The following is a 24,671-nucleotide window of genomic DNA, read 5'->3' on the forward strand; positions in this document are numbered from 1 at the left end:
TGCGCCTGCCGTGATTTGATATAATCTCCGCCCGAACCGTCGGGCGGTTTCTCGGATCACGGCGGACCTAGGGAGTGCAGAATGGTTTCAAAACGGCTGTCGCGTCTGGAAGGGCATCGTCGCAAGTTTCTCGCTGTTATCGATGACACACCGGAATGCGAAAGGGCCGTGCACTATGCCGGTCGTCGCGCCAAGAATTCCAATGGCGGGCTTGTGCTGCTTTACATGATCCCCGAAGGCGACTTCCAGCAATGGCTTGGTGTCGAGCAGATCATGCGGGCGGAAGCGCGGGAGGAGGCGGAAGCCACACTCGCCAAGATCGCCCAGAAGGTTCGTGAAACCATCGGCATCGAGCCGGAAGCGGTGATCCGCGAAGGCAGCGCCACCGAGCAGATCCACGGGTTGATCGAGGAAGACCGCGATATCGCGATTCTCGTTCTGGCGGCGGGATCGACAAAAGAAGGGCCGGGGCCGCTCGTTTCCTCCATTGCCGGGCGAGGGGCAGCCTTCCCGATCCCCGTCACCGTGCTGCCGGATACGTTGTCGGACGAGGAAATCGACGCACTCTGCTGACCCCGGGGTTCGGGCAAGATTTAGGGGCTGACGATTTCTTGAATGTAATTATCATGTCAGGGCTTGAAGTGAAGCTTCGCCGGGCGTATTTTTTGGAAGAATTCTAAATTACGGGGCGTGAACGGCGACCTCGAAGGAGAAGACGATGTTCATTCAGACGGAAGCCACGCCGAACCCCACGACGCTCAAGTTCCTGCCGGGCAAGGTGGTGCTGGAAAGCGGGACGGTGGAGTTTCTCAATCCTTCGCAGGCGCAGGCTTCGCCCCTGGCGGAGCGCCTCTTCACCATTCCGGGGGTTACCGGCGTTTATTTCGGTTTCGATTTCATCACCGTCACCAAGGACGGCGCGGAATGGCAGCACCTGAAGCCGGCCATTCTGGGCGCGATCATGGAGCACTTCATGTCCGGCCGCCCCATCATGGGTACGGCTATCGCGGCCGAAGTGTCAGATGAGGAAGGCGAGTTCTTCGAGGAGGGTGACGAAACCATCGTCGCGACCATCAAGGAACTGCTGGATACCCGCGTCCGCCCTGCCGTGGCGCAGGATGGCGGCGACATCACCTTCCGTGGTTTCCGCGACGGCACGGTGTTCCTGAACATGAAGGGCGCCTGCTCGGGCTGCCCGTCCTCCACCGCCACGCTGAAGCATGGCGTTCAGAACCTGCTTCGCCATTTCGTGCCGGAAGTGCGCGAAGTCGAAGCGGTATAATGCTGTAAGCCAGGTCATGATTGTTCTCGCACTCGACACCTCAGGTGTGGATTGTTCCGCCTGCATCTATGACAGCATCTCAGACAGGGTGCTCGGAGAGGTCTGCGAAACGATCGGCAAGGGCCACGCCGAAAGACTGATGGCCGTGATCGACGGGGCTCTGGAGCAGGCGCAACTGTCGCTCCAGAACGTCGAACGCATTGCCGTGACGATCGGGCCGGGGTCTTTCACCGGTATCCGTGTCGGTGTCGCCGCTGCGCGTGGTTTTGCCCTGTCGCTCGGCGTCGAGGCGATGGGTGTGACCACACTTGAGACGCTTGCCTTGCATCATCTGCTCGAAAATCCCGACCGGCCCGTGGCCGTCGGGCTCGATGCGAAACGCGGCGAAACCTATCTTCAGGCATTCGGCACGGACGGATCACCGCTCAACGAGGCGGCGCTTCTGTCTCTGGATGACGCCAGGGGTGTTCTTTCCGGTTTCAATGGTTCCGTCATCGGCTCCGCCGCGCCGCTGTTTGCAGGAGAGGAAAGCGGGTCCGGGCCGGATCATTTTCCGATTGCTTCCGTTGCCCGTGCTGGCGCGCGCAAGCAGGCGGGCCAGCCGAAACCCGCGCCGCTTTATCTGCGTGGACCGGATGCCCGGCCGCAGACCGGTTTTGCGCTGGCACGCCAGGACGTTGCCTGATACGGCATGCATGAGTGCATGTTTCTGATTCCCGATTTTTGTGATGTTTGACGACTATCTGACCTGGAAGCCCTATTTCGAGATCGTGCCGATGCAGCATGAGGATTGCGCCGCGGTGTCGGACTTGCACGCCTTGCGCTTTCCGCGCCCGTGGAACGACGGGGAGTTTTCCGGACTGCTGACGCAAGGATCGGTTTTTGGTGCTGTGGCACGCCAGACCAACGCATTTTTCAGCAAACCGCTCGGCGGTTTCGTGCTGGCGCGGGAAGTGGCGGGCGAGGCGGAAATCCTCACAGTTGCCGTGGCCGACAAGTTCGCACGCGCGGGTCTCGGCTGGCGCCTGATGCAGTCGGCCATCCGCGAGGCGATGATGCGTGGCGCTGAAACCATGTTTCTCGAGGTGGACAATAACAATGTCTCCGCTCTCGGGCTCTACAGGAAGCTCGGTTTCAAAACCGTCGCGGAACGCAAGGCCTATTACACCGCCAAGGATGGAACGAAGTCGACGGCGCTTGTCATGCGCCGCGATCTTCGCTAGTTCCCTGCGACAGGCATTTTTCGGCGAGAGCCCCGAAATTCAACCGGAATACTCAAAAGGCCAGAAGACGTGATAGACCTTTCGAAAACGCTGGAGGAACTTTGTGCCGAGCGCGGCATGCGGATGACCGACCAACGCCGCGTCATCGCCCGTGTCCTTCAGGAATCGGCAGACCACCCCGATGTCGAGGAGCTTTACCGCCGTTCCTCCGCCGTGGATCCGCGCATCTCGATTTCCACCGTCTACAGAACGGTGAAGCTGTTTGAGGATGCCGGCATCATCGAGCGTCACGATTTTCGCGATGGCCGCTCGCGTTACGAGACCGTGCCCGAAGAACATCACGACCATCTGATCGATCTGAAGAACGGTGTGGTCATCGAGTTTCATTCGCCCGAGATCGAGGCCCTCCAGGAAAAGATCGCCCGGGAACACGGTTTCAAGCTCGTGGATCACCGGCTGGAACTTTACGGCGTGCCGTTGAAGCCCGGCGAACACTGAGACGTCGGTGAACAAGCGCACGGTCCAATCATGATGTGGCTGCGGACAGTCTATATTGCGGTCGTTCTCCTGATCGTCACGCTTATATTGCTGCCGCTGCAATTGTTGGGCCTTGCCTTCGACTGGCGGATTCGTCGCCGCATTCCGCGCATCTGGCACCGCATCGCCTGCCATGTTCTCGGCATCCGCGTGCATGTCCATGGGGATGTGGAGCGGGCAAAACCGCTGATGCTGGCGGTCAATCACGCCTCGTGGAAGGACATTCTCGTTCTCGGCAGCATTGCCGACGTGGTGTTCATCGCCAAGACGGAGGTGCGCGACTGGCCGGTCTTCGGCTGGCTCGCCCGTCTGCAGAAAAGCATCTTCGTGCAGCGCGAGCAGAAGCGCAGCACCGGAGCACAGGTGAGCGAGATCGCCAGCCGCATGGCCGATGGCGAGATTGTCGTCCTGTTCCCCGAAGGCACCACCTCGGATGGCAACCGCATGCTCGCCGTCAAATCCTCGCTGTTCGGTGCGGCTTCCACTGCGGCTGAACAGGTTCCGGGCAAGCTCGTTTATGTGCAGCCGGTCGCCATCGCCTATACGCGGGTGCAGGGCATGGCCATGGGGCGTTACCACCGCGTCATTGCCGCCTGGCCGGGCAGCATCACGCTCGTGCCGCATCTGCTCGGTATCATCAGGGCCGGCGCCATCGATGTCGACGTGACGTTCGGTGACAGTGTACCGTTCCACAGCACCGATAACCGCAAGCGACTGGCTACAGATATTGCCGCCGCCATCCGCTCCATGCTGGCCTTCAGCCTGCGCGGCGGCTGGCGGAATTCGTGAGATCGTAGCTTTTCCGGCATTTTTCTGTTTAATCTGGCCGGGAAAAACACTAGATAGCCGCCATGACCCAGGAAACGCTCGGCCTTGACGCCACACCCATGATCGCCCGCGAGGGTTCGAACAGCCGTAAGGTTTTCATCAAGACCTATGGCTGTCAGATGAATGTCTACGATTCCGTCCGCATGAGCGATGCGCTGGCGAAGGATGGTTACGTTCAGACCGAGGATATGGGCGAGGCCGATCTGGTTCTGCTGAACACCTGTCATATCCGCGAAAAGGCGGCTGAAAAGGTCTATTCGGCGCTTGGCCGCCTGCGTGACATGAAAAAATCCCGCGAAGAGCAGGGCCGCGAATTCATGATCGGCGTTGCCGGTTGCGTGGCGCAGGCGGAAGGCGAGGAAATCCTTCGTCGCGCGCCTGCTGTCGATGTCGTCATCGGCCCGCAGACCTATCACCGCCTGCCGGATGCGCTGAAGCGCGTGCGCGGCGGCGAGCGCGTCATCGAGACCGAATATGCGGTCGAGGATAAGTTCGAGCATCTGCCGGTCGCCGAAAAATCAACATTGAGAACCCGTGGCGTTACGGCGTTTCTGACGGTGCAGGAAGGCTGCGACAAGTTCTGCACCTTCTGTGTCGTGCCCTATACGCGCGGTTCGGAAGTCTCGCGCCCCGTGCGCCAGATCGTCGATGAAGCGATGAAGCTCGTCGATGCCGGCGTGCGCGAAATCACACTGCTTGGCCAGAATGTGAATGCCTGGCAGGGCGAAGGCCCGCAGGGCGAGAAATGGGGACTTGCCGAATTGCTGTATCGGCTGGCGGAAATTCCCGGCCTTGCGCGGCTTCGCTATACCACCAGCCATCCGCGCGACATGGATGATCGCCTGATTGGCGCGCATCGCGATCTGCGCATCCTGATGCCCTATCTGCACCTGCCGGTGCAGTCTGGCTCCGATCGCATTCTGAAAGCGATGAACCGTCGCCATACGGGCGAGGAATATATCCAGCTTATCGAAAAAATCCGCGCCGCCCGCCCTGATATCGCCATGTCGGGAGACTTTATTGTCGGTTTCCCCGGTGAGACGGATCGCGATTTCGAAGATACAATGGCGATGGTCGAGACGGTAAAATACGCGCAGGCCTTTTCGTTCAAATATTCCACCCGTCCCGGCACGCCGGGCGCTGATCTCACGGATCAGGTTGCGGAAGAGGTGAAGGCCGAGCGTCTGGAGAGATTGCAGGCGCTGTTGCTGCGGCAGCAGAAGGAATTTGCGGAATCGCTGGTCGGAAAAACCATGGATGTGCTGCTGGAAAAGCCCGGTCGCATGCATGAGCAGTTGATAGGTCGCTCTCCATGGCTGCAATCCGTGAATCTTGATGCAAAGACGTTGAAAATCGGTGACATTGTTAATGTACGAATCACCGCAACGGGTCCAAACAGCTTGTTTGCCGAGGTGGCAGAGAGTTAGAGTGAGGAGCCGACACTGATTGGGACAGGAGCCTGACCGCTTGAACGCACATGAATTGGTATCACCTTCATCGCGCCAGCCACGCCAAGCCGCGACCGACGCCAATCACTTTGTCCTCACGTTCGAGAATAACAGGATAGCGGGAGAGCTATTCGGTCAGTTCGATCAGAACCTGAAATTGCTGGAACAGCGCCTCAATATCGATGCGCGCCCGCGCGGCAATTCCGTTGCCATCACCGGCGATGTGGTCGCTACCAACCAGGCCCGCCGGGCGCTCGATTTCCTCTACGAGCGCCTGCTCAAGGGCGGAACCGCTGAGGTTTCCGACGTGGAAGGCGCGATCCGCATGGCCATGGCCGCAGACGACCAGCTGACCTTGCCGACGATGGAGCGCAAGGCGAAGATTTCCATGGCGCAGATTTCCACCCGCAAGAAGACCATCGCTGCCCGCACGCCGACGCAGGATGTCTATATGCGGGCGCTGGAACAGTCCGAGCTGGTTTTCGGCGTCGGTCCTGCCGGCACCGGCAAGACCTATCTGGCCGTGGCGCACGCCGCCCAGCTTTTGGAGCGCGGCGCGGTCGACCGCATCATCCTGTCACGTCCCGCCGTGGAAGCGGGCGAGCGCCTGGGCTTCCTGCCCGGCGACATGAAGGAAAAGGTCGATCCGTATCTGCGCCCGCTGTATGACGCGCTTTATGACATGATGCCGGGTGACAAGGTGGAGCGCGCCATTCAGGCGGGCGTCATCGAAATCGCGCCGCTGGCCTTCATGCGCGGACGCACGCTCGCCAATGCCGCCGTCATTCTGGACGAAGCCCAGAATACGACGACGATGCAGATGAAGATGTTCCTGACCCGTCTCGGCGAAAACGGCCGCATGATCGTGACGGGTGACCCGAGCCAGGTGGATTTGCCGCGCGGCGTGAAATCCGGTCTTGTCGAGGCCTTGCAAATCCTCACCGATGTCGAAGGCGTGTCCGTCGTGCGCTTCAAGGATGTCGATGTCGTCCGTCACCCGATGGTGGCGCGCATCGTCCGGGCTTACGAATCCCACACGGCCGTGCCGGACGAAAGCCTCGTGAAGGGCGACTGACGCAAAGCAATGACAGCTCTGGATATTCAAATCAGCGTCGAGGCCGAAGGCTGGTCCTCGGAAGAGGACTTGGCTGCCTTTGCAACCAAAGTGATGGATGAGGCGGCCGATTTTCTGAAGCGGGAAGAGGATCAACCCTTCCCGAAAATGCCCGTGGAACTTTCGCTGGTCTTCACCGACGATGAAAATATCCGGGAAATCAACGCCGAGTGGCGCGACAAGGACAAGGCGACCAATGTCTTGTCTTTTCCCGCTTTTCCGCTGGAGCCGGGCGGTATGCCGGGCCCGATGCTGGGCGATATCGTCATCGCGCGCGAGACGGTTGAACGCGAGGCTCTTGAACTTGACAAGAGTTTCGAGGATCATCTGACCCATCTTCTCGTCCACGGGTTCCTCCATTTGTTCGGTTATGACCACATGGACGAGGAAGAAGCGGAAGAAATGGAGTCGCTTGAGACTCGCATTTTGGCGGTGCTTGGCCTATCTGATCCCTACGCGGGTCAGGAACCGCTTTAAATATTGTCTGGAGCCATGAACGAACATTCTGCACGACCTGCCAATGAGGGCAGAGAAAACGGCGAGCAGTCCTCTTCGGAGGAGGGCAGTAGTCACTTACGTCACGACTACAACGCCAAGCCGAAATCGACCATCTGGTCACGCATCGCACGGCTGCTGAAACCATCCCAGGGCGAGCGCCTGCGCGAGGATCTGACCGACGCGCTGATGGACGATACCGAAATCGGTGCGGCCTTTTCGCCTGAAGAACGGGCGATGCTGAACAATATCCTCCGTTTCCGTGAGATCAGGGTCGAAGATATCATGATCCCGCGGGTCGATATCGATGGTCTCGACCAGAACATGACGATCGGCGATGCGCTGATCCTCTTCGAGGAAACCGGACGCTCCCGCATGCCGGTTTATGACGAGACCCTGGATAACCCGAAAGGGATGATCCACATTCGCGATCTTTTGGCCTATGTCGCCAAGCAGGCCCGCAACAAGCGCCGCGCCGGATCGCGAAGCGTCGCTTATGGCGAAGTGAAGGCGCCGCGCTCACCGCGGCCGAATTTCGATCTGGCTCGGGTCGATCTTGAACAGACGGTCGCCGATGCCGGGCTCGTGCGTAAAATTCTCTTCGCGCCGCCCTCGATGCTCGCTTCCGATCTTCTGAAAACGATGCAGGCGCAGAGAACGCAGCTTGCGCTTGTTATCGATGAATATGGCGGCACGGACGGTCTCGTCAGCCACGAGGATATCGTTGAGATGGTCGTAGGCGACATCGATGACGAGCACGACAAGGATGAGGCGATGTTCTCGCGCCTTTCCGCCGATGTGCTTGTTGCCGATGCGCGCGCGGAACTTACCGAACTTGCCGAGGTGATCGGGCCGGAATTCGACGTGCGCGAACATCTCGAAGAAATCGACACGCTCGGCGGCCTCATCTTTTTCGCACTCGGCCGCATTCCGGCCAAGGGCGAGGTGGTTCGGGCAGTGCCCGGTTTCGAGTTCCAGATTCTCGATGCGGATAGCCGGCGCATCAAGGGCGTTCGTATCGCCCGGGATCATGGCTCCGAAGGTGAGGATGACCGCGCTCCGGGCGAAGCCAACGGGGTTATTGCGCTGCCCGCGCCGGATGTTCGCCTCATCACGCACCAGCAGAACGCCGATTAGGAGAGATGACGGGATGCCCCGTCATCTCCGCCACGCAGCAATTTGACAGGTCGGAGCGGCCAAAAGGCCGCACGGCGCTCCGGCCGCCATCCCTCCTGTGGACTGCGAATCTTTTTTCCTTTACGTCGAGTCTGAGGGGAAATTCCGTGGCTGCGGGCTTTTCCACATGCGCATGAACGGAGATGGCATGGAGCGTCTTGCAGGCAGGGTAATGCTGGCCGGCGGCATGAGCCGCGCAGTGATGGCGATTGCTGCAGGTGCGGTCGGGGCGCTTGCCTTGCCTCCATTCGGCTTTTTCGCGGCGCTATTTCTGTCTTTTACCCTGCTAGTCTGGCTTGTGGACGGCTGCACGGGAAAGCCCGGCGGCGGCCACTTCAGCCGTATTCTGCCGGCTTTCGGCATAGGCTGGTGTTTCGGGCTTGGTTATTTCGTGGCCGGCCTGTGGTGGTTGGGCAATGCGCTTCTGCTGGAGGCTGATGAATTCGCCTGGGCGCTGCCACTTGCCATCCTCGGTCTGCCGGCGTTTCTGGCGCTGTTTTACGGTTTTGCGGTTGCCGCCGCCAATCTCCTTTGGTCGGATGGCCTTGGCCGCATCGCGGCGCTTGCCGCCGCTTTCGGTTTTACGGAATGGCTGCGCAGTTTTCTGGCGACCGGCTTTCCCTGGAACGCCATCGGCTACGGCATCATGCCCATCCCGATCATGATGCAGTCGGCGCATCTGCTCGGTCTTTTCAGCATCACGACGCTGGCGGTTTTCATCTTCGCCTCACCGGCGCTGCTCGGTACGAAAAAAGGCATGGGACCGGGGCTGGCGCTGGCGGGTCTGCTGCTGGCCGCCCATTTCGGTTATGGCTTTTATCGCTTGCAGACGCCGGCGGAGATCCCGGCGGACGCCCTGACGGTGAGGATCGTTCAGCCTTCCATCGATCAGTCCCGCAAGATGTTGAACGACGACCGCGCCGAGATTTTCAGCGAGCATCTGCGGTTGACGGCCCTGCCGCCGGGCGAGGGGAAAAAACGCCCTGATATCATCGTCTGGCCGGAAACTTCCGTGCCGTTCATCCTGACGCAAAATCCGGATGCTCTGGCGGAAATTGCCAGAACACTCGAGGATGGCCAGGTGCTGTTCACCGGCGCCGTCAGAATGGAAGATCAGGGGGCCGGCCGGCCGCCGCGTTATTATAATTCGGTCTATGCGATCGACAGCCAGGGTGAGATCATCGGTGCGACCGACAAGGTGCATCTGACCCCCTTTGGCGAATATGTCCCCTTTGAAGGCATTCTGCGGGAATTCGGCATCGATAATGTCATTGCCCTGCCGGGAGGCTTTTCTGCGGCCTCTTCGCGCACACCGCTCACTCTGCCTTCGGGCAAGACCTTTTATCCATTGATCTGTTACGAGATCATTTTTCCGGGTGAGATGACGCCCGGGCTGGCCGGCTCGGCCGCCATCCTGAACGTGACGAATGATGGCTGGTTCGGTGATACGCCCGGCCCCTATCAGCATTTTCTACAGGCAAGGGTACGGGCCGTTGAGACGGGCGTGCCGGTGATTCGCGGCGCCAATACCGGAATTTCTGCCGTCATCGATCCCTATGGCCGCATTATTGCAGGGCTGGACTACGGTCGGGTCGGAATTGTTGACGCCACTTTGAGTGGTGGGTCAAACGACGCATTTACCTACGACACACATCGGACGTATTTCTGGTTGATTTTTTCCATCTTGATAATCGTCGCGGTATTGCCTGCGTGGAGTTTTGCGCGGCGCCAGAATTGACCGCGAACCCCCACAATTGCATAGTGAATACGTCAGTCGTAAAACAAGTTTAGCCGTTGTCGAAATACCGGCTCATTTCTTCGAATAGTACTGAAGCGAGATATCAACCCTTTCCGAGTGTCAGGACCGCATGATGACCGAGAATAAGAAAAAGCCTAACCCCATCGACATTCATGTCGGAAGCCGAATTCGCCTTCGCAGAACCATGCTCGGAATGAGCCAGGAGAAGCTGGGTGAAAGTCTTGGAATTACCTTTCAGCAAATCCAGAAATATGAAAAAGGCACCAACCGCGTCGGCGCCAGCCGCCTGCAGAATATTTCCGCGATCCTCAATGTACCGGTTTCCTTTTTTTTCGAAGATGCGCCCGGCGATCAGGTCGGCGGTACGACCGGCATGGCGGAAGCGTCGAGCTCCAATTACGTGGTCGACTTTCTGTCCTCGGCTGAAGGTTTGCAGCTGAACCGCGCATTCGTGAAGATCGCCGACCCCAAGGTTCGCCGTCGCCTCGTTGATCTCGTCAAGGCACTCGCCGCCGAGGGCGATGCCGAGTAGAGCCTGGCCCGCACAGCGCAGAAAATTTCCGGCACGGGATGCCGGGCACTCAACGGTCCGCAAGGACCGTTTTTTTGTGCCGGATTGGAAAGGAATTCTCACATAAAGATATATTTATGTGGTTGTGTCCTTGTTTTTCGCGCCTGAAATGACTAACAAACTCCAAGACCGTTCTTTGAGGGGAATCCCGCATGCGTGCCAATTACCTGTTCACCAGCGAGTCCGTGGCCGAGGGTCATCCGGACAAGGTTTGTGATCGTATTTCTGATGAAATCGTGGATCTTATTTATCGTGAAGCGTCCAAGACGGGTGTTGACCCGTGGACCGTGCGCATCGCATGTGAAACGCTTGCGACGACCAACCGCGTTGTTATCGCCGGTGAAGTTCGCGTTCCCGATACACTTCTGAAGAAGGACAAGGACGGCAAGGTCGTCAAAGACGCCGCCGGCCATCCGGTCATCAATCCTTCGAAGTTCAAGTCCGCCGCCCGCAAGGCGATCCGCGACATCGGCTACGAGCAGGATGGTTTCCACTGGAAGACCGCCAAGATCGACGTTCTCCTGCACCCGCAGTCGGCAGATATCGCGCAGGGCGTGGACAACGCCTCTGACAAGCAGGGCGACGAGGGCGCCGGCGACCAGGGCATCATGTTCGGTTACGCCTGCAAGGAAACGCCGGATCTGATGCCGGCGCCGATCTATTATTCTCACCGTATCCTTCAGCTGCTCGCCACCGCCCGCAAGAGCGGCGAAGGCGAAGCGGCGAAACTCGGCCCTGACGCCAAGAGCCAGGTGACGGTTCGTTACGTCGACGGCAAGGCTTCGGAAGCTGTATCCATCGTTCTGTCCACGCAGCATCTCGATGCAAGCTGGGATTCGAAGAAGGTTCGCGCTGTTGTCGAGCCCTATATCCGCGAAGCTCTGGGCGACCTGAAGATCGCCGACGATTGCCAGTGGTATATCAACCCGACCGGTAAGTTCGTCATCGGCGGTCCCGATGGTGATGCGGGCCTCACCGGCCGCAAGATCATCGTCGACACCTATGGCGGTGCTGCTCCCCATGGCGGTGGCGCATTCTCCGGCAAGGACACGACCAAGGTTGACCGTTCCGCCGCCTATGCTGCCCGTTATCTTGCCAAGAACGTCGTGGCTGCCGGCCTTGCCGAGCGCTGCACGATCCAGATTTCCTACGCAATCGGCATTGCTCAGCCCCTGTCGATCTATGTTGATCTGCATGGCACCGGCAAGGTCAGCGAAGATCAGGTCGAGAACGCGATCCGCAAGGTCATGGACCTTTCTCCGTCGGGTATCCGCCGTCATCTCGACCTCAACAAGCCGATTTACGCCAAGACGTCCTCCTACGGTCATTTCGGCCGCAAGGCCGGCCGTGACGGCTCCTTCTCCTGGGAGAAGCTCGATCTGGTAAAGCCGCTCAAGGAAGCTTTGAGCGCTTGAAGCATTTCCAGTAAAAGTGCGTAGCGGTTTTACGTCCGGAAAATGCGTCAACTGGATATCGCGCTTGTTATTTGACGGCGATTGAGAGATACCGTCGCCAACTTTTGTAACCCGCACAGTGCCTCATGTGGCGCTGTGCGGGTTAAATCTATTTGTTCTTGAGAGTATGAGATGACGGAAGAACGGCGTTCGCGCGCAACGGAAGCTTTTTTTGGCAGACGCAAGGGCAAGCCCCTGCGCAATCAGCAGGTCGATACGATCGAGAACCTGCTGCCTTTGCTGAAAATCGATCTGGAAAGCGCTCCGCCGCAAAATCTCGCCGCTCTTTTTCCGGCGGATGTACGATCAATCCGTCTGGAGATCGGTTTCGGCGGTGGCGAGCATCTCGCCCACCGCGCGGTCGAAAACCCCGAGACGGGTTTCATCGGGGTCGAGCCCTTCGTTAACTCCATGGCCAAGCTGCTCGCCACGGTGCGCGAACGCGAGCTGATGAATATCCGGCTCTATGACGATGATGCGACGCAGCTGCTCGACTGGTTGCCGGAACGGTCGATCGATCACATCGATCTGCTTTATCCCGATCCGTGGCCAAAGAAGAAACACTGGAAGCGCCGTTTTGTCTCGGACGTCAATCTCGCCCGTTTCCATCGCGTGTTGAAACCCGGCGGCAAATTCTGCTTTGCGTCGGATATCGATACATACGTCAACTGGACGCTGCAGCATTGCGCCCGGCATGGCGGTTTTGAATGGACGGCGACGAGCGCTGACGACTGGCGCACGCCCTATGCCAACTGGCCGGGCACGCGTTACGAAAACAAGGCGAAAAGAGAAGGCCGCAGCTCGGCCTATCTCACCTTCATTCGTCGTTGAGCGGCTGATCCCTCAGAGCGCGGCATCCACTTCCGCTGCCAGCGGAATGGAAGGCTGGGCGCCGGCGCGCGTGCAGGCGAGCGAACCTGCAACGGCGGCACGCTTCAGCGCCCTTTCGAAATCCATCCCCTGATCGAGGCTGGCGGCGAGATAACCGCAGAAGGTATCGCCCGCGCCAACCGTATCAACCGGCTCGATCTTGAGGCCGGAAGCCCTGTAGACCTTGCCGTTGCGCATGGCGATCACGCCGTCTGCACCAAGCGTTACGATCAATGTCTGGCCGGTCCTGTCGTGAAGGGTCTTGAGTTCGTTTTCCCGCTCGGCGCTGGAGAGGCCATTCTTGCCGATCAGCAACTCGAACTCGGTTTCATTGGCGATGACGATATCGGCGAGACCGGCGAGACGCGGCCCGTCATCGGTCAGCGGCGCTGTGTTGATGACGGTGGTGATGCGCTTTGCCTTGGCGGCCGTCAACGCCGCTTCGATGGCTGCGGCCGGTATCTCGAACTGCAGCATCAGAATGTCGCCAGCGGCCATGTCGGATACGGTCTTTGCGGCATCGGAGGCGGAGACCTCGCCATTGGCGGCGGGAATGACTGAGATCATGTTCTCTCCGCCTTCACCGATCAGGATCACCGCCGTTCCCGTCGGGCCGGGCGCAGTCTTGACCAGAGACAGGTCGGTGCCGGCGTCGCGCAGTAATGTCAGCGCCGGTGCCGCAAAGGTATCGTCACCCGCAGCCCCTGCCATCTTGACTGTGGCGCCTGCACGCCGCGCGGCCAGCGCCTGATTGGCTCCCTTGCCGCCGGCGGCCGTGGAGAATGTCTCTCCCGTTACGGTTTCACCGGGTTTGGGCAGGCGTTTGGCGGTCGCGACGAGGTCCATGTTGATGGAGCCGAAAACAGTAATCATGGGGCGCTGGGTCCATATGAAATTTGAGCAAGGCGGCGACTTTGCCCGAGACGATCACTCGTCGTCAACTACCCGCAATTTGGCTGCGCCGGCTCTGTTTTCGGCGAAGCGACGCGCCTGCTCGATTTCACCATGCGGGGCGTCTTTTTCCGTCGGCGAGAAATCAAGTCCTTCGATCTTCTGGCCGCGTGCCAGGACCTTGTCGGAGGAGATGAGCATCATGTCGACGTCCTTCTGTGCCAGCCCGAAATGGGCCTGCAGCTTGCGCGTCCGGTCGTCCAGCCGCCGCACATCGTCCATCAGAAGAGCAACTTCCCCCTGGATGAGATGCGCCTGCTCCCGCATGCGCTGGTCCTTCAGCACGGACTGAATGACCTGCACCGACAGCATCAGAAGCGACGGCGAAACGATGACGACACGGGCGCGGTGAGCGCGCTGCACCAGATATTCGAAATGCTGGTGGATGTCGGCGAAGATCGATTCGGACGGCACGAAGATGAAGGCGGTATCCTGTGTTTCGCCACGGATGAGGTATTTCTCGGCCACATCGCGAATATGCACTTCCATATCGCGGCGGAATTGCTGAACGGCGGCGCGTTTGGTTTCCGGTGTCTCATCCGCCTTGATGGCGTTCCATGCCTCCAGCGGAAACTTCGCGTCGATGACGAGCGGCGGCGCATTGTTCGGCATCTTGATGGTGCAGTCCGGCCGGTAACCGTTCGAAAGCGTCGGCTGAAGCTGGAAAGCGCCGGCGGGAAGGGCGTCGGCGATCAGAATTTCCATGCGTGCCTGTCCAAAGGCGCCGCGTGTCTGCTTGTTGGAAAGGATGGCCTGCAGCCCGACCACGTCCTTGGCGAGATCCTGAATATTGCCCTGCGCGGCGTCGATGACCGCCAGGCGCTCCTGCAGTCGGCTCAGATTTTCATGGGTCGAGCGGGTCTGTTCCGTCAGTGTTTCGCCAATGCGCTGTGACATGCCGTCGAGGCGCTGGTTGAGCGTCTGGCTCATCTCGGTCTGACGGGTGCCGAGCGTTTCCGCCATGGCGGCGATCCGGCCGTGCAGTTCGGACTGCGTTTTCAGGAGGTCGGAGATTTCACCGTCGGCTCCCGCTTTTTTCACGCGGTTTGTCGTGACCAGCCAGGTTGTGACCAGACCGAAAACCAGAGCCGCGAGCAGCGCGCCGAAGCTGATATCAACGGAGCCGGCCCGCAGCGCGGGATCAAGGAGAACGGAGAAATCTATACTCATGATTAAATCTAGCAGATTTCCAGTGATTCGGAAGATCAAAACAAGAACATTCCTGTGGCGGAAATGAGTCGGGCGGGGTGGATGCCCGAGGCGATTTGAACCTCGTATTTTTTATTTCCTCCGCGCAAGAGATACGTTATGGGAAGCCATGACCATCAAACCGCTTATCATTTTGCCCGATCCCGTGCTGCGCCAGCAGTCGAAGCCCATCGAAAAGGTGGATGCAGAGGTGCTGCGTCTTGCCGACGACATGCTTGAAACCATGTATGACGCGCCGGGTATCGGCCTTGCCGCTATCCAGATCGGCGTGGCGCGCCGCATGCTGGTGATCGACGTTGCGCGTGAAGGTGAGGAGAAGACCCCGATCGTCTTCATCAACCCGGAAATCCTCAAGGTGTCGGACGATGTCTCGACCTATGAGGAAGGCTGCCTCTCCATTCCCGACTACTACGCCGAGGTCGAGCGTCCCGCCTCGCTCACGGTGCAATATGTCGGCCGTGACGGCAAGCAGCAGACGGTCGAGGCGGATGGTCTGCTCGCTACCTGCCTGCAGCACGAGATCGATCACCTCAATGGTGTTCTGTTCATCGACCATATTTCGCGGCTGAAGCGCGACATGGTTATCAAGAAATTCACGAAAGCGGCCCGCGCAAAGATCTGATCCGTCCTCTCTGGACCGGAATGGACGACAGGGCAGGGGGCGACAATGGCTCTTCGCATCATATTTATGGGCACACCGGATTTTTCCGTTCCCACATTGCGTGCATTGGTGGAGGCGGGCCACGAGGTTGTCGCTGTCTACACCCAGCCGCCGCGTCCCGGCGGCCGCCGAGGTCTCGATCTGCAGAAGTCACCGGTGCATCAGGCTGCCGAATTGCTGGGGCTTCCGGTGTTTACGCCCGTGAATTTCAAGGCTGAGGAAGATCGTCAGCAGTTCCGGGAATTCAATGCTGATGTGGCGGTTGTCGTGGCTTACGGGCTGCTGCTGCCCGAAGCGATCCTCTCCGGTACGCGTCTCGGCTGTTACAATGGTCACGCCTCTCTACTGCCGCGCTGGCGCGGTGCTGCTCCCATCCAGCGGGCGATCATGGCCGGCGACCCCGAAACCGGCATGATGGTCATGAAAATGGAAAAGGGGCTCGATACCGGTCCCGTCGCGCTGACCGCGAAAGTCGCGATCGGCGATAACATGACGGCCGGCGAGCTGCATGACAGTCTGATGCTAACAGGCGCGCGGTTGATGCGGCAGGCGATGGAAAAGCTGGAAGCAGATGACCTGCCGCTCGTCACACAGGCGGAAGAGGGTGTTCTCTATGCCGCGAAGATCGACAAGGGCGAGACTCGCGTCGATTTTTCTCGGCCCTCGCAGGATGTGCATAATCACATTCGCGGCCTTTCGCCGTTTCCCGGCGCATGGCTGGAAATGGACATCGGCGGCAAGACGGAGCGCGTGAAGGTTCTCGCCTCCGAACTGGCAAGCGGCATGGGAGAAGCGGGCGCAGCGCTCGACGATGCTCTGACCATTGCCTGCGGCAGCGGGGCCGTGCGGCTCACCCGCCTGCAAAAGGCGGGCGGCAAACCGATGTCGGCGGCTGATTTCGTTCGTGGCACCCCCGTTCCGGCCACAACGAGGCTCGGCTGATGCCGCGTTTCCGCATGACCGTCGAATATGACGGCACGCCTTATTACGGCTGGCAGAGACAGGATAACGGCCCCTCGGTTCAGGGTGCGCTGGAGGCTGCGGTTCGCTCGCTGACGGGAGAGAGCGTCTCCATTCGCGGCGCCGGCCGCACCGATTCCGGTGTGCATGCCGTTGGGCAGGTTGTCCATGTCGATCTTTTGCGCGACTGGGAGCCCTACAAGCTTCGCAACGCCCTCAATGCGCATCTCGCCATGGCGGGCGAAGCCGTGGCCGTTCTCGATGCCGCTTCCGTGACCGAGGATTTCGACGCCCGTTTTTCCGCCCTTCGTCGGCACTATCTCTACCGCATCATTTGCCGCAAGGCCCGGCTGGCGCTGGAGCACAAGCGGGCATGGTGGGTGTCGAAGGATCTCGACCATGAGCGCATGCATGAAGCCGCCCAGATGCTCGTCGGCCGGCATGATTTCACCACCTTCCGCTCGGTCCATTGCCAGGCGAACAGCCCCGTGCGCACGCTCGACCGGCTGGATGTGACGCGCAATGGCGATCTCATCGAGATACGCGCGACGGCGCAGAGCTTCCTTCATAACCAGATCCGCTCTTTCGCCGGCACGCTGAAACTGGCGGGCGAGGGCACGATGACGCCGGAGGACTTGCGTGCCGCACTGGAGGCACGGGACCGCAAAGCCTGCGGCCCTGTCGCACCGCCGGACGGTCTTTATTTCGTGCAGGTCGATTATCCCGACGTCATTCCGCCGCGCCGGCGTCCCGAAGTCGACATGTCCGAGGATGCGGACTGACGTCTAAATCTGCGCCATTCTCAGGCGGGATAGACACCGAGAAAACGTTGCAGTGCTTCCGATAGAAGCATGGCCGGCACCAGCAGTGTCATGACGATGGCCGAGACGAGCAGCGACTGATCGCGGATGAAGAACCGCACGATCCGCGAAAAGGCGAAAACCAGTGACAGCAGCAGCGCCAGCCAGAGAACGGCGATCAATCCCTGCAGCGGCGGCAGGAAGAACGCGATCAGTATCAGAACCGCATAGGCATAGGAAAATGGCAGCGACAGCCAGTTCATGGTGGTGACGAGCGGCGCGAATTTTTCCCGAGCGCCGAAGGCGTATAGTAGCATGCCGATCAAAAGCAGAGGCACGATCCAGCAGATAGCCTCAACCATGGCAAGGCGGAAGAAAAAGATGAATCCCGTTCCGGTGCCCGGCGGATAGCTGGCGAGGAAGGCAGCCCGCAGCCACAGCCAGGAAACCAGCATGGCCGGCAGGCACCAGAGCGCGGAATAGAAGGATCGCCACATGCCGCGCTCGGAGAGATCAAGATAACGCGCACCGTTATGATCACCCAGCAGCAGAAGCCACAGGCCGGTCAGATAGAGCCTTACTTCACTTGCCGTCGGCATGGGCGAACCAGCGTTCGATAAAGGTCTCGTAAATGCGCGTCAGCGTTTCGAGATCGGCAACCGCCACGCGTTCATCGACCATATGCATGGTCTGCCCGACGAGGCCGAATTCCACGACAGGGCAATAATCCTTGATGAAGCGTGCGTCGGATGTGCCGCCAGTGGTCGAAAGCTTCGGTTCCTTGCCGGTAACGGCTTCAACCGCGCCTGAGAGCGATGAGATAAGCGCATTGTTCCGCGTCAGGAAGACATGGGACGGGCGGTCGGCCCAGACGATCTCATATTTCACCGGTGCGCGTTCGGGGCGAAGCTCACCCTCGGCCGCAGCGGCGTCGAGGCGGCGGATGATTTCCGCGCGCAGGCCCTCCGCCGTCCAGGTGTCGTTGAAACGGATGTTGAAGGCCGCTGTCGCTCGCGCCGGGATCACATTGGTGGCGGCATTGCCGGTATCGACGGTTGTCACCTCCAGATTGGATGGCTGGAAATCATCCGTGCCGTGATCGAAGGGCGGATGCATCAGCGCATGGGTCAGCTGCAGCAGACCGCGAATGGGGTTGTCGGCGAGATGCGGATAGGCGGCGTGACCCTGAACGCCATGGACGGTGATCCGGCCTGAGAGCGATCCCCGGCGGCCGATCTTGATCATGTCGCCAAGCTGGTCGGGATTGGTCGGCTCACCCACCACGCAGGCGTCCCACGTCTCGCCCCTGGCGGCGGCCCATTCCAGCAGCTTGGAGGTGCCGTTGATCGACGGGCCTTCTTCGTCGCCGGTAATCAGGAAGGAAACGGAACCCTGCGGCTTGCCGTGTTTTTCGATATGACGGGCGATTGCCGCCACGAAACACGCGATGCCGCCCTTCATGTCCACCGCCCCGCGACCGAACATTTCACCGCCGGCAATCTCTGCGGCAAAAGGCGGATGGCTCCACGCCGCCTCGTCGCCCACGGGAACGACATCCGTATGGCCCGCAAACATCAGATGCGGACCCTCGGTGCCGAGCCGGGCATAGAGGTTTTCCACGTCAGGCGTTCCCGCCTCACTCGCCACCATCCTGTCCACCGCAAAGCCGAGCGGTGAAAGCAGGCTATCGAGCAGGGAAAGCGCGCCGCCTTCGGCAGGCGTCACCGAAGGGCAACGGATGAGGGCGGCGAGATTGGCAACGGGATCGGTCGTGGTCATGGCAGTCGCTTTATATCAGTCGCGCAGAAGCTCGTTGATGCCGGTCTTGGAGCGGGTCTTTTCATCGACGCGCTTGACGATCACGGCGCAATAGAGGCTTGGGCCAGGCTCGCCGTTCGGGAAAGGTTTGCCCGGCATGGTGCCGGCAACGACGACGGAATAGGGCGGCACTTCGCCATAGGTGATCTCGCCGGTGGCGCGATCGACGATCTTGGTGGACTTGCCGATGAAGACGCCCATGCCGAGAACCGCGCCTTCGCGCACGATGCAGCCTTCCACGACTTCCGAACGGGCGCCGATAAAGCAATTGTCCTCGATGATCGTCGGACCCGCCTGCAGCGGTTCCAGAACGCCGCCAATTCCGACGCCGCCGGAGAGGTGCACATTCTTGCCGATCTGCGCGCAGGAACCGACGGTTGCCCAGGTATCGACCATCGTGCCTTCATCGACATAGGCGCCGAGATTGACGAAGGAGGGCATCAGCACAACGTTCTTGGCCACATAGGCGGAGCGGCGGACGACGGCGTTCGGCACAGCGCGGAAACCGGCGGCGCGGAACTGGTTTTCACCCCAGTTTTCGAACTTCGACGGCACCTTGTCCCACCAGGTGGATTCGCCCGGGCCGCCGGTGACGATTTCCATATCGTTCAGACGGAATGAGAGGAGCACGGCCTTTTTCAGCCACTGGTTCACCTTCCAGTTTCCGTCCGCCTGCTTCTCGGCCACGCGTGCCTTACCGCTATCGAGAAGTTGAAGAGATGTGTCCACGGCGTCGCGAACCTCGCCCTTCGTCGATACGTTCACGCTATCGCGGTTGTCGAACGCCGTTTCGATGATGGTTTCGAGGGAGGTGAGATCCGTAAGGCTCATGGAAAATTCCTTAAAGTCGCGTGGTGTTCATGGTCACGGATGGTACCGCGCCGCTGGAAGGCTTTGGTCATTTGATCTAAGGGAGTGTTGGAAAGGCGTCAATGTGATTTGGGTGATTTGGCGCGTCAGACGAAAGGCATGGAAATGACACGACTGAAAAACGGCAAGTTGCGACGTAAGGACGGGGTATGGGACCCGTTGAAGCGCAGCGCCGTGGACAAGCAGCAGGCCGAGGTCGTTCAAAAAACACCGCAGTCGGACTCCCCGTCCTATCGCCTCGCCTATGTGGACATGGATTTTCTCTGCCGCGAGGAATTGCGCCCCGTCAGGCTTCAATTGGAACTTCTGAAGACGGAAATGGCGCTCACCGAGCGCGGCATCAAATCCACCGTCGTCATGTTTGGCGGCGCGCGCATTCCCGAACCCGGCGGCGAAGCCTGGGCGGCACGCAACGAGACGCAAAAGCGCAATCTGGAACAATCCTCGGTCTATTACGACGAGGCGCGCAAGTTCGCCCGTCTTTGCACCGACTATGCCGCGAAATCGGATCACCTTGAATATGTCGTGGTCACCGGCGGCGGTCCGGGCGTCATGGAAGCGGGCAATCGTGGTGCGGCCGATGTGGGTGGCCCATCCATCGGCCTTAATATCGTCCTGCCGCACGAGCAGGCGCCGAACCCCTATGTGACACCGGAACTGAGCTTCAACTTCCACTATTTCGCCATTCGCAAGATGCATTTCCTGATGCGGGCGAAGGCGGTTGTGATCTTCCCCGGCGGTTTCGGCACGCTGGACGAATTGTTCGAAGCGTTGACCCTGATCCAGACGAAGCGCATGGAGCCCATTCCTCTCATCCTGTTCGGTGAGAAATTCTGGCGATCGGTGATCAATTTCGAGTTCCTGGCGGATTTCGGTACTATCGCGCCTGAAGATATGAATCTTCTGCATTTTGCTGAAACGGCCGACGATGCATGGAAAATCATCTCGGCTCACTACGAGCACTGATTATGCTTGGCGCGACGAAGTAATTTTAGGGCTTAATTAGCAATCTTCTTCTAGTTTTGCCTCGTCGCGCTGCAGCGCACTGTCCCATGGGGACGGGCCTCCATGACGGAGATTTATCATCCGTTGACGTCAGCCTTTTCGGGCGGGCGATTTGATCGAGGCCAAAATGTTCAATTTCAAAGTGAAGTCGCTTGCGACCAAGCTGATCCTCGTAACCGGCTGCGCCATCACCACGGTTCTCGTTGCATCGAATTCCTTCCTCATTTCCCAGACGAGTGAGCGCGTGCACGCGCTGACCATGGATCAGGCCAATACCGAAGCGCGCGCCATCGCCAACGTCATCGCCGCCGATGTGGGTGAACTCGGCAGCGCCGCGCGCTCCATGGCCGGTGTCATCGGCCGTGCGCATCAGGCGAAATCAATGGATCGCCCCGGCATCGTCAACATCCTGAAGGCCAATGTCGAGCAGAACGCCTTTGCCTTTGGCAGCTGGTTCTGTGAGCAGCTCGGCCTTTTTGACGGCCAGACGACGGAGATCGCCAACAGGCTCGATCTCGGCACCAATGCGACCGGCGCCTTCGCTCCTTACTGGTCGAAAACCCAGAAGGGCGAAATCCAGTTCTCGACGTTCAAGAATGACTATGCCGCGGAATGGTATGCGCTTGCCGCCAAGTCCGGCAAGGGCGCGATCACGCAGCCCTATCTCGCCGAAGGCACCGAAGTGCCGACGACGATGACGTCGCTTGCCTATCCCGTCATGTCTGATGGCAAGATGATCGGCGTGGCTGGTGTCGATATCTCGCTGGCCTCGCTGTCGCAGAAGCTGCAGGCGCTGCATCCTTTCGAGACCGGCCGCGTGACGCTCGTTTCGCAGGGCGGCCAGTGGCTGGTGCCGCCGACGCCCGAGCAGAACATGAAAGCCTATGACGGAGACGGTGCAAGCACCGTTCAGGCGGCAATCACGTCAGGCAAGCAGGGCCTCATCGAAAATCTCGGCGTTGATACGGACGCGCCCTATAACCGTCTCGTCTATCCCTTCGCCGTTCCCGGCCTCAACGCGACCTGGGTGGTGCTGGTGGATATTCCCCATCAGGCCCTGAACGCACCGGTTCAGGAGCAGACCTACATGATGATCATCGGCGCGATCGTCATTCTCGCCGCGGTCATCACCGCGCTTTATTTCGCCGTGCGTTATTTCGTCCGTAATCCGCTTGCTTCGCTGGTTTCCGATGTCAGGACGCTGAGCGACGGCCGCTACGATGTGCCGGTTTCCGGACAGGAGCGCCGGGATGAGACGGGCGCCGTCGCTACCGCGCTGGAAGGTTTCCGTGCGAAGCTTGCCGGCATTCGCGAGATGGAGGCTGAAGCCGACGCCCAGCGCGGTCACGCCGAGACGGAGCGCCAGCGATCCGAATTCGAGCGCAATGAGAACAGCCGCATGCAGCAGCACATTGTCGGCGTGCTGGGTGCTGGCCTCAATGCGCTCTCGCAGGGCAATCTCACCTACCGCATCGAGGACGAATTCCCGGGTGAATATGCGAAGCTGCGCGAGGATTTCAACTCGGCGCTTGCGAGCCTCGAGGAAACGGTTTCCACCGTCAACGCAACCGTCGTCAGCATCGGCAACGGCACAGGTGAGATCACCCGCGCCGCCAGCGATCTTTCGCACCGCACGGAACAGCAGGCCGCAAGCCTCGAAGAAACCGCTGCCGCCCTCAATCAGCTGACCGCACAGGTCAATTCCAGCGCGGAAAATGCTGCACAGGCGGCTGGCGCCGTCAGCCATGCCTGCGACGACGCCGGCAAGTCAGGCGAAGTCGTGCAGCAGGCCGTGAATTCCATGGAAGGCATCGCGCAATCCTCGGCCGAAATCTCCCGCATCATCGGTGTTATCGACGAGATTGCCTTCCAGACCAATCTTCTGGCGCTGAATGCGGGCGTCGAAGCCGCCCGCGCGGGTGATGCCGGCAAGGGCTTTGCCGTCGTCGCACAGGAAGTCCGCGAACTGGCGCAGCGGTCCGCAACCGCCGCCAAGGAGATCAAGGGCCTCATCAACACTTCGGCCACCCAGGTGGGCGAGGGCGTCCAGCTGGTCGGCAAGGCCGGTGAGACGATGAAAAAGATCGCCGATCAGGTTCTGCAGATCAACCAGCTGATACGGCAGATCTCCGCCTCCGCCAGCGAACAGGCGGTAGGCCTCAAGGAGATCAATTCCGCCGTTACCCAGATGGACCAGGTTACCCAGCAGAATGCGGCGATGGTGGAAGAAACCACGGCGGCAAGTGTAACGCTGAACAGCGAGGCCGAAACGCTGAAATCGCTCGTTGCCGGTTTCTCCGTTTCCGGCGGCCATTCCAGCCAGCAATTGCGCGCCACTGCTGCGGTGATGCGCGCACCCACCGCGCCGGCGCAGGCATCGGGCCGCCCGGCCGCGCCGCGCGCCCGCCCAAGAACCAGCGGCGCAAACGCGCTGGCGCAGGATGACTGGACGGAGTTCTGACGCGCCATTTCCGCCTCAAATAAAAAGGGCCGCTGGTATCGCCAGCGGCCCTTTTTCCTTGTCCGCTTCCGTCAGAGACGGGCGAAACGTTCCGTCAGCAACTCGAAGAAGCCGTCGGCATCCACATTGCGCATCACGCGGGCATTGGCGGGCCGTTCGGTAACATTCCACCAGTCCACCACGGTCATGCCCATGGTCAGTTCTGAATGGACCTCGATTTCGACGTTGCACTCGCGACCCTGAAACAGTTCGGGTTTGACGAGATAGGCAATGACGGTCGGATCGTGCAGCGGGCCGCCATCCGAACCGTATTTCTCGATGTCGAAGCGTTCGAAGAATTCCAGCATTTCCGCCATGGCGATGGCCGGCCGTGTGCCGATCTCGCGAATGCGGCTGACCCGGGCCTTGGTCGTCAGCAACTGATGGGTGACGTCGAGCGGCATCATGACAACAGGCATGCCGGATCGGAAGACGATGTCGGCGGCCTGTGGGTCGACATAGATGTTGAATTCCGCCGCCGGTGTGATGTTGCCGCCCTCGAAGAAGCCGCCCCCCATCATCACCAGTTCCTTGACGCGGTCGGCGATCTCAGGCGCCTTCAGGAGCGCCAGCGCCACATTGGTCAGCGCGCCGAGCGTGCAGAGCGTTACGGTGCCGGCGGGTTCCCGCATCAGCGTTTCGATGATGAAATCGACCGCGTGCTGCTTTTGCGCCTCCATGGACGGTTCGTCGAGAACCGGGCCATCGAGGCCGGTGCTGCCGTGAACATGTTCGGCGGTGATGGGCTTGCGTACCAGCGGCTTCTCGGCGCCCTCATAGACTGGAATATCGGTGCGCCCGCACAATTCGCAGATGATGCGGATGTTGCGGCTGGTCAGCTTCAGCGGAACGTTGCCGGCGACGGCGCACAATCCGAGAATGTCGATTTCCTCCGGGCTGGCGAAAGCGAGCATGATTGCCGCTGCGTCGTCCTGGCCGGGATCGGTGTCGATGATGATTTTTCTGCGTTCTGCCATGTCTTGCCCGCCGTTGAGATGAGCGCTTTTTTCGAGCGGCGGGTGCTCACTTGTCAAGTCTCATTCCTGCGGCTTGCCTTTGCCCCGCGTTTCGTCTTGCGCATCGTGGTTCGGCTTCCCATATTGCTGGGGCCGGTGCTATTGACCGGCAAGGTTGCCGGAA

At 60.0% G+C, this 24,671-nt stretch carries 25 protein-coding genes; 19 read left to right on the plus strand and 6 right to left on the minus strand.

The features are described 5' to 3' along the window. Positions 1–81 precede the first annotated feature (81 nt). The 14 genes from CFB10_RS08305 to trmB all read left to right on the plus strand — a co-directional run bounded on the left by CFB10_RS08305 (position 82) and on the right by trmB (position 12,718). Entirely contained in the window at positions 82–573 is a 492-nt protein-coding gene (locus CFB10_RS08305) for a universal stress protein (RefSeq protein WP_003503758.1), read from the plus strand. A gap of 145 nt (positions 574–718) precedes the next feature. Continuing rightward, a complete protein-coding gene (locus CFB10_RS08310; protein WP_003503755.1) occupies positions 719–1,282 on the plus strand; it encodes a NifU family protein in 564 nt (187 codons plus the stop codon). A 16-nt stretch (positions 1,283–1,298) separates the two neighbouring features. Next, positions 1,299–1,967 carry a tRNA (adenosine(37)-N6)-threonylcarbamoyltransferase complex dimerization subunit type 1 TsaB gene (gene tsaB, locus CFB10_RS08315; RefSeq protein WP_020011054.1) on the plus strand — a complete coding sequence of 223 codons (669 nt, stop codon included), beginning with the start codon at positions 1,299–1,301 and terminating at the stop codon, positions 1,965–1,967. A gap of 43 nt (positions 1,968–2,010) precedes the next feature. Beyond that, positions 2,011–2,505 (plus strand): GNAT family N-acetyltransferase, encoded by a 495-nt coding sequence (locus CFB10_RS08320; protein WP_020011053.1) that lies wholly within the window; start codon positions 2,011–2,013, stop codon positions 2,503–2,505. A 69-nt stretch (positions 2,506–2,574) separates the two neighbouring features. Beyond that, the gene (locus CFB10_RS08325) at positions 2,575–3,003 is read left to right on the plus strand and encodes a Fur family transcriptional regulator (protein ID WP_020011052.1); all 429 of its coding nucleotides are present in this window, start codon (positions 2,575–2,577) and stop codon (positions 3,001–3,003) included. A 30-nt stretch (positions 3,004–3,033) separates the two neighbouring features. Beyond that, on the plus strand, positions 3,034–3,831 hold the full coding sequence (locus CFB10_RS08330; RefSeq protein ID WP_020011051.1) for a 1-acyl-sn-glycerol-3-phosphate acyltransferase: 798 nt from the start codon (positions 3,034–3,036) through the stop codon (positions 3,829–3,831). A gap of 62 nt (positions 3,832–3,893) precedes the next feature. Then, positions 3,894–5,297: a tRNA (N6-isopentenyl adenosine(37)-C2)-methylthiotransferase MiaB gene (miaB, locus tag CFB10_RS08335; protein ID WP_020011050.1), complete on the plus strand. Its 1,404-nt coding sequence runs from the start codon at positions 3,894–3,896 to the stop codon at positions 5,295–5,297. Between the two features lie 40 nt (positions 5,298–5,337). Then, a complete protein-coding gene (locus tag CFB10_RS08340) occupies positions 5,338–6,393 on the plus strand; it encodes a PhoH family protein (RefSeq protein ID WP_026363799.1) in 1,056 nt (351 codons plus the stop codon). A 9-nt stretch (positions 6,394–6,402) separates the two neighbouring features. Then, positions 6,403–6,909, plus strand: coding sequence for an rRNA maturation RNase YbeY (gene ybeY, locus CFB10_RS08345; protein ID WP_020011048.1), 507 nt, complete (start codon positions 6,403–6,405; stop codon positions 6,907–6,909). Positions 6,910–6,924: 15 nt separating this feature from the next. Beyond that, positions 6,925–8,064, plus strand: coding sequence for a hemolysin family protein (locus tag CFB10_RS08350; protein WP_020011047.1), 1,140 nt, complete (start codon positions 6,925–6,927; stop codon positions 8,062–8,064). Between the two features lie 187 nt (positions 8,065–8,251). After that, positions 8,252–9,841 carry an apolipoprotein N-acyltransferase gene (gene lnt, locus CFB10_RS08355; RefSeq protein ID WP_026363798.1) on the plus strand — a complete coding sequence of 530 codons (1,590 nt, stop codon included), beginning with the start codon at positions 8,252–8,254 and terminating at the stop codon, positions 9,839–9,841. Between the two features lie 133 nt (positions 9,842–9,974). Beyond that, positions 9,975–10,394, plus strand: a complete 420-nt coding sequence (locus CFB10_RS08360; protein WP_026363797.1) for a helix-turn-helix domain-containing protein — start codon at positions 9,975–9,977, stop codon at positions 10,392–10,394. Positions 10,395–10,585: 191 nt separating this feature from the next. Next, positions 10,586–11,848, plus strand: a complete 1,263-nt coding sequence (metK, locus tag CFB10_RS08365) for a methionine adenosyltransferase (protein ID WP_020011044.1) — start codon at positions 10,586–10,588, stop codon at positions 11,846–11,848. A 171-nt stretch (positions 11,849–12,019) separates the two neighbouring features. Next, positions 12,020–12,718: a tRNA (guanosine(46)-N7)-methyltransferase TrmB gene (gene trmB / locus CFB10_RS08370; RefSeq protein WP_020011043.1), complete on the plus strand. Its 699-nt coding sequence runs from the start codon at positions 12,020–12,022 to the stop codon at positions 12,716–12,718. Positions 12,719–12,730: 12 nt separating this feature from the next. Here trmB and CFB10_RS08375 read toward each other — a convergent pair whose 3' ends face one another. Then, positions 12,731–13,630, minus strand: coding sequence for a ribokinase (locus CFB10_RS08375; RefSeq protein ID WP_020011042.1), 900 nt, complete (start codon positions 13,628–13,630; stop codon positions 12,731–12,733). 54 nt (positions 13,631–13,684) lie between these two features. After that, positions 13,685–14,878, minus strand: a complete 1,194-nt coding sequence (locus CFB10_RS08380) for a DNA recombination protein RmuC (RefSeq protein ID WP_003503726.1) — start codon at positions 14,876–14,878, stop codon at positions 13,685–13,687. Positions 14,879–15,026: 148 nt separating this feature from the next. Here CFB10_RS08380 and def point away from each other — a divergent pair, with 148 nt between their 5' ends. Genes def through truA form a run of 3 tightly spaced genes read left to right on the plus strand, consistent with a single transcriptional unit; the run spans position 15,027 to position 17,320 of the window. After that, entirely contained in the window at positions 15,027–15,539 is a 513-nt protein-coding gene (gene def / locus CFB10_RS08385) for a peptide deformylase (protein ID WP_003503724.1), read from the plus strand. 45 nt (positions 15,540–15,584) lie between these two features. Next, positions 15,585–16,520, plus strand: coding sequence for a methionyl-tRNA formyltransferase (gene fmt, locus CFB10_RS08390; protein WP_020811935.1), 936 nt, complete (start codon positions 15,585–15,587; stop codon positions 16,518–16,520). Further along, positions 16,520–17,320, plus strand: a complete 801-nt coding sequence (gene truA / locus CFB10_RS08395; protein ID WP_020011040.1) for a tRNA pseudouridine(38-40) synthase TruA — start codon at positions 16,520–16,522, stop codon at positions 17,318–17,320. The genes fmt and truA overlap by 1 nt, the downstream gene beginning before the upstream one ends. Positions 17,321–17,340: 20 nt before the next feature. Here the strand turns inward: truA and CFB10_RS08400 are convergent, their stop codons facing one another. Genes CFB10_RS08400 through dapD form a run of 3 tightly spaced genes read right to left on the minus strand, consistent with a single transcriptional unit; the run spans position 17,341 to position 19,987 of the window. Then, the gene (locus tag CFB10_RS08400; protein WP_020011039.1) at positions 17,341–17,937 is read right to left on the minus strand and encodes a hypothetical protein; all 597 of its coding nucleotides are present in this window, start codon (positions 17,935–17,937) and stop codon (positions 17,341–17,343) included. Continuing rightward, positions 17,921–19,117 (minus strand): succinyl-diaminopimelate desuccinylase, encoded by a 1,197-nt coding sequence (gene dapE / locus CFB10_RS08405; protein WP_020011038.1) that lies wholly within the window; start codon positions 19,115–19,117, stop codon positions 17,921–17,923. Before dapE ends, CFB10_RS08400 begins: the two co-directional genes overlap by 17 nt. Positions 19,118–19,132: 15 nt before the next feature. Next, positions 19,133–19,987, minus strand: coding sequence for a 2,3,4,5-tetrahydropyridine-2,6-dicarboxylate N-succinyltransferase (gene dapD / locus CFB10_RS08410; protein WP_003503714.1), 855 nt, complete (start codon positions 19,985–19,987; stop codon positions 19,133–19,135). 138 nt (positions 19,988–20,125) lie between these two features. On the opposite strand from dapD, the gene CFB10_RS08415 reads away from it, so the two are divergent. Both CFB10_RS08415 and CFB10_RS08420 read left to right on the plus strand, forming a co-directional pair. After that, entirely contained in the window at positions 20,126–20,992 is an 867-nt protein-coding gene (locus tag CFB10_RS08415; RefSeq protein ID WP_020011037.1) for an LOG family protein, read from the plus strand. 166 nt (positions 20,993–21,158) lie between these two features. After that, positions 21,159–23,492 (plus strand): methyl-accepting chemotaxis protein, encoded by a 2,334-nt coding sequence (locus CFB10_RS08420; protein ID WP_026363796.1) that lies wholly within the window; start codon positions 21,159–21,161, stop codon positions 23,490–23,492. Between the two features lie 71 nt (positions 23,493–23,563). Here the strand turns inward: CFB10_RS08420 and CFB10_RS08425 are convergent, their stop codons facing one another. Further along, positions 23,564–24,508, minus strand: a complete 945-nt coding sequence (locus CFB10_RS08425) for a nucleoside hydrolase (protein WP_020011035.1) — start codon at positions 24,506–24,508, stop codon at positions 23,564–23,566. Between the last annotated feature and the right edge of the window lie 163 nt (positions 24,509–24,671).

This window comes from Agrobacterium sp. 719_389 (assembly GCF_900188475.1).
Classification (GTDB): domain Bacteria; phylum Pseudomonadota; class Alphaproteobacteria; order Rhizobiales; family Rhizobiaceae; genus Agrobacterium; species Agrobacterium radiobacter.